This window comes from Methylobacterium sp. CCH5-D2 (genome assembly GCF_001556475.1).
Lineage (GTDB): Bacteria > Pseudomonadota > Alphaproteobacteria > Rhizobiales > Beijerinckiaceae > Methylobacterium > Methylobacterium hispanicum.
Map to the genome: position 1 here is coordinate 1 of NZ_LSIX01000908.1, position 475 is coordinate 475.

Annotated in this window: 1 pseudogene; it reads left to right on the forward strand. The window is 75.6% G+C overall.

Annotated elements, in window-relative coordinates:
* Nucleotides 1-314: 314 nt before the first annotated feature.
* A pseudogene (locus AX737_RS36340) lies at nucleotides 315-475 on the forward strand (outer membrane lipoprotein carrier protein LolA); the annotation flags it as partial.

A 475-nucleotide genomic window follows, 5' to 3' on the forward strand; every position in this document is an offset into this window, starting at 1 on the left:
GCTACAACCGCGCCGCCTCGCTGATGGAGCGGATGGAGATCGAGGGCATCGTCGGCCCGGCCAACCACGCGGGAAAACGCGAGATCCTGGTCGATGCCGGCCACTTCGCGGGCACGGGCCTCGGCAACGCGATGGCGCATCCGCTCGGCGCCGCCGCGATGGACGACGAGGACTGACCCGCCTCCTCCGCCCGGCCTCGGCCGCCGGGCGGATCCGCGATGCGCGTCGCATCTTCGCCACAGGGGCGGGCTCTAAGCGGGCCCGCCCGCCAAGCCCCGGATCCGGCGCCCGCGCCGCGAGGAGACAGCCCCACGATGATCGGCCGCCGCACCAGTCCTGCCGCCGTGTCGCTTCTCGTCCTCGCGGCCTGGCTCGGCGCCGCCGCGCCGGCCGAGGCGCAGGTCGGCAACTTCCTCGACAGCCTGTTCGGCCGCAAGGAGCAGCCGGCGCCCGCCCCGGAGCCGCAGCCCGAGGC